The organism is Catenibacterium faecis (assembly GCF_014306455.1).
GTDB classification, from domain to species: Bacteria; Bacillota_I; Bacilli_A; order Erysipelotrichales; family Coprobacillaceae; genus Catenibacterium; species Catenibacterium mitsuoka_A.
This window is the reverse complement of the sequence record NZ_JACRWG010000095.1, coordinates 1-4406: the sequence shown is the minus strand read 5'-3', so window position 1 is coordinate 4406 and position 4406 is coordinate 1. Positions and strand designations below refer to the sequence as shown.

Annotated in this window: 5 protein-coding genes; 2 read left to right on the top strand and 3 right to left on the bottom strand. The window is 33.9% G+C overall.

Annotated elements, in window-relative coordinates; all coding sequences use genetic code 11:
- Positions 1-1107: 1107 nt before the first annotated feature.
- A complete protein-coding gene (locus H8909_RS12545) occupies positions 1108-1485 on the bottom strand; it encodes a hypothetical protein (protein WP_187013060.1) in 378 nt (125 codons plus the stop codon).
- A 229-nt stretch (positions 1486-1714) separates the two neighbouring features.
- Between H8909_RS12545 and mobQ the strand changes: the two genes are divergently transcribed.
- Positions 1715-3028, top strand: a complete 1314-nt coding sequence (gene mobQ / locus H8909_RS12540) for a MobQ family relaxase (protein WP_187013059.1) — start codon at positions 1715-1717, stop codon at positions 3026-3028.
- A gap of 34 nt (positions 3029-3062) precedes the next feature.
- Positions 3063-3527 (top strand): hypothetical protein, encoded by a 465-nt coding sequence (locus tag H8909_RS12535; RefSeq protein ID WP_187013058.1) that lies wholly within the window; start codon positions 3063-3065, stop codon positions 3525-3527.
- Positions 3528-3590: 63 nt separating this feature from the next.
- Here the strand turns inward: H8909_RS12535 and H8909_RS12530 are convergent, their stop codons facing one another.
- Both H8909_RS12530 and H8909_RS13830 read right to left on the bottom strand, forming a co-directional pair.
- Complete coding sequence (locus H8909_RS12530; protein WP_187013057.1) at positions 3591-3776, bottom strand: plasmid mobilization protein; 186 nt, start codon at positions 3774-3776, stop codon at positions 3591-3593.
- 81 nt (positions 3777-3857) lie between these two features.
- Entirely contained in the window at positions 3858-4283 is a 426-nt protein-coding gene (locus tag H8909_RS13830; RefSeq protein WP_369409843.1) for an ERCC4 domain-containing protein, read from the bottom strand.
- Positions 4284-4406 lie beyond the last annotated feature (123 nt).

Genomic DNA, 4406 nt, shown 5'->3' with positions numbered 1-4406 from the left:
AGATCACAAAAACAGGTGGAAGATTATGCCGTCATAAAAGGCACATTTTCCACCTGTTTATTAATTTAATTTGCGGTTTTATTAGTTTATATTATGGGTAGAGTTTGCGGTTTAACAACATATGTCTTTAGGACTTAATATCAATGAAACGTTTACAGTTATAAACAAATATTTTCTACATACTACTAAAGGTATCAACCTGTAAAAAAGTTGATACTTTTATAATGTGTGCCACAAGCCACATATTTAATGAACAAACCGTTCTATGATTTTTATAAATGTTTTGTATCTGAAGCACATAGATTGTGTCAAGCATAACAAATATCTTTACTTAAAATCAAATAAATATCACATAACATATCGTTATGAGATTTTTGCTGAATAAGATAACTTAAAGCAACAATACACTTAAAAAGAGTGTTAAAAAAAGAAGCGATACTCTCGCTTCTTCTACTTGATCATTCGTAACCAATTTCCCTCATTTTTTGCAATTATCTCCCCGCAACTCTAAGTTTTTCTCTTATAAAAAACTCTCTCTTTTTCTTTTTTATTTTCATTTTTAAAACAAGAAAAATAGCTAGAAAATAATATGCTTTTATTCACGAAAAGTGGCTTAAATACAAGGGTTTTAATGATAATATCTTTAATTTTACCAAACAAAAAGACCATGCATTTTTCAACGCAAGGTCTCATTTTTTATTTCTTATTTAGTTTTCTAAGTAGTTCTTAGATCAGTTCCCATGGAAAATGTAAATTACAAATTCGCGGGGATTGATGTGGGATTCTACATAGATAAGTTAAACCTTGCACACATAGTATACAATGGATAACCATTATATCCAAGGTTTTTTCATGAATTATTTATGTTATTTGATAAATAAAATGGGGGATAAGGCTGACCCGGAACGTCAGCCTAATCTTTACTACCTCCCCCGTTTGAAATCTGAAGACTGAAGTTTCTATAAATTTAACCGGAGAAAACAAAATCTATATTAAAATAGGGAAACAATATCGAAACAAACAGGAGATTTATTATTCTCCAGCCTTCTTTGATTTCACTAGTAATATGTCAGATTCCGAAAAAAACTACAAAACAAAATTTAAAAACTATTTATCATAATTACAGTCTTTGTTCATTACTCTTGAAAGCCATTTATCATATTGCTCTTGCTCTGTGAGAAAAGTTTCAAATTTTCTTATATCTTCGTCTGTGATATCTCTTCCTAAAATTTGCTCCACAATTTCCCCTAATTTGAATAATCTGTGATTCCTTGCTTTTCTTTCCGCTGTTATAGCCTGTGCAGCCATTTTTCGTTTTCGTGCTTGTATCATTTTTAACTCTTCAAATGTTTTGCTTTCATTAATAGAAAACTGATCAATTTGTTCTTCGAGACTGGAAACTGATTTTTCAGTTTGGGTGTTTAGTGACTCCTCAGCATCCTCAAGCATGTTCCAAAAATCATCATCCGATAAATTATCATTCATTTTAATCACCGCCTTTTATTTTTAATATGTCAGAAAAATTTTATGTTAATAAAAAAGCATACAGACCATGAAAACTTGAATTGCGCATTTATAGACATCATCGCTGTGCGAAATGTCCGTGCGATCTTCGATGACTCCTCGCCGGAGGGCATCCTACGCGAATAGCGTTAGCTGTCTACGTTTTTTTATCGGCGCATCTTTCTGACATATATAAGTTAGAAGGAAGGTGATGTTAATGGCGATATATCATTTACACTGTAAAGTTTTTAGTCGCAGCAAAGGTCAAACAGCAATTGCAGCTGCAGCCTATAGATCCGGCACCAAATTAGAAGACCATGAACTTGGCACCATTTCTGACTACACAAAGAAAAAGGGAATTGCTTTCTCGGAAATAGCATTACCTTCAAATGCTCCAAAAGAATATGCTGATCGTGAAGTTCTATGGAATGCCGTACAAGAAGTTGAAAAAAGTAAAGATGCGCAGTTGTGCCGTGAATTTGAAATTGCTCTGCCAAAGGAACTTTCTCTAGAGGAACAAATCGATTTGGTTAGAACATTTACAAAATCATTGGTTAGTGAAGGCATGATTGCCGATTATTCAATCCACGACAAAAATGACGGAAATCCACATGTACACATCCTTACAACAATGCGAGGGATTGATGATAACGGGAAGTGGATGTCAAAACAAAAGAAGGTCTATTCTCTTGATGAAGGTGGTAACAGAATTCCTATCATTGATAAAAGAACTGGTCAACAGAAAATCAGTAATGGACGTCGACAATGGAAAAGAGAAACACTCCTTGATACTCCATGGAATTCAAAGGAACAGCTACTTGCCTGGAGAAAAAGGTGGTCCGATATTTGTAATGACGCTATAGATAAAAAGAACGCTCTTTTAGAAGAAGAAAATCTTGCAGTAAACTTATATGCTCAGCAAGAAGCAATATCTCATATCGACCATCGCTCGTATGCAGAGCAAGGGGTAAATAAGACCCCAACAATTCATGAAGGTTGGCAAGCACGTAAAATGGAACGATTAGGTATGACGTCCGAGAGACTAGAACAAAATCGAAGAATTAATCAGATGAATTCTGTCTGGTCGCAATTAGACACTTTATCAAAAAAGTACAGAAAATATAATGAAGACCATTACCAAGATTATCAAAAGGAGGTGAAAAATCATGAGCGAAGAATTAGAAATTTCAGATCGTGCAGTGGAAGAAGTTCAGGAGTTACTGGACACGCAGGAGCAAATTATCAGAATGATGTTTATTCGTTTGCAGGAAACACACAAACAGAACCTGCATCTTATAGAGAGATTACAGCAATGTCTAGACGAGGTAAATCGTCAGAAGGAACCGACTCAGCAGGATTAGCAGATCATACATCAATATCAGATATAATAAGGATTTCAGATTTGATTGATGATGCTAATTCAAGTATGGAGCAAGATGCTGAATCCCTTATTGAAGCAATTATTGAAGCCATATTTTCGGCCAACAAGAAAAATAAGAAAAAAGGGTTGCAACTTGTTAGATAAAATTATGAATATTCAAAATAAAGGAGAATGTAAAATGACTACAAAAATTAAAAAATTAAGAAAAGAAATTTGGACATTATTTGAAACAAAAATTCCAACTATCTTCGAAAGCTCAGTAGACGAAGAAGATGAATTAGGAGCTGACTTAGAGGTTGAGTTATCCATTGGCAAATACGCGGGAGCAACCACATGGGAACTGGGTAATGATGATGCATCATTGCTTATTAACGTTTATCCTAGTGGGCTTGTAAATGTATACGTTGACGAAATGAGTCACTGTGAAAAACAATTCACACTTTGTGATGATTTGAGCGATAAATCCACTGATGCTAAACAAATCGTTACGGATATCGCTACCCTGCTCGATATCTTTCTTGAAGGCTACTGGCATGCCTTTATGGATTACGTTGTGAAATATAAGGATGATTGGAGAAAAGCAATTATGGAATATTACAACAGTAACTCTGATGATTATAACACTACGTATATTTGTATCTAAAAATAAAGGGAGTAATCAGATTATAATCTGGTCACTCCTATTTTTTGGTAATTATATGTAAAACTACTTCATCTTATCTTTACTTGAATTATGGTCGCCATCCATATGTACAGATTGGATGTCGTTATTAAATACAAGATCCAGCAGATATTTTTGTTTGGTTACACCTGCAATTTTTATCCTATTAATTAACAAGTTATATTCATTTTCCGTCAACCTTAAAAGTAATTCTCGATTACGCTTACGCATATTAATGTCTCCTTTATTTATGGTAAATCAATGGTGTCATAACTGAGACCCTTAGGAACCCCTGTACATCTATTAGTTTTTTTATACTAACTCTTCATCAAGATTTACACTACGTATTTGCTTCTTTAATTCGTAATAAAGAATGTCATGTATAATTTTTCCGCTATGACTCTCCGGGCAAAAAACAATTGGCATGTCGAACTGTGTTTGATACGAAAGGAAAAGACTTAAGAGAACATCGGGCTCAATCTTCGACCTGTATTTACCGGAAATCACTTCTTCCCAGGAAGAGTTTTCTATTAAAAGATATAGCTTGCAATTTGCATCTTTTGCACGTTGGATTTCATTTTTGAATTGTATTTTTTTATTTCCTACAAAAATTGAGATTGCCTCATCAAGACAACATTTTCGTTCAATTGCGACATATTTTGGTGTAATCGCCTTTGACCCAACTTCAATAAGCTCCCTTCCAGATGGAAGATTGACATTGAAACAGTAATCCCCCACCAATTGCTAAGGATAAAATAAAAATGTAGGTAAAAGACAACATAAGAATGTTGGAAAACCTACATAATTATTTTGTCCTTTTTCATTTTATTGATATTATCTTGCCGGAGGTAATATCGATGA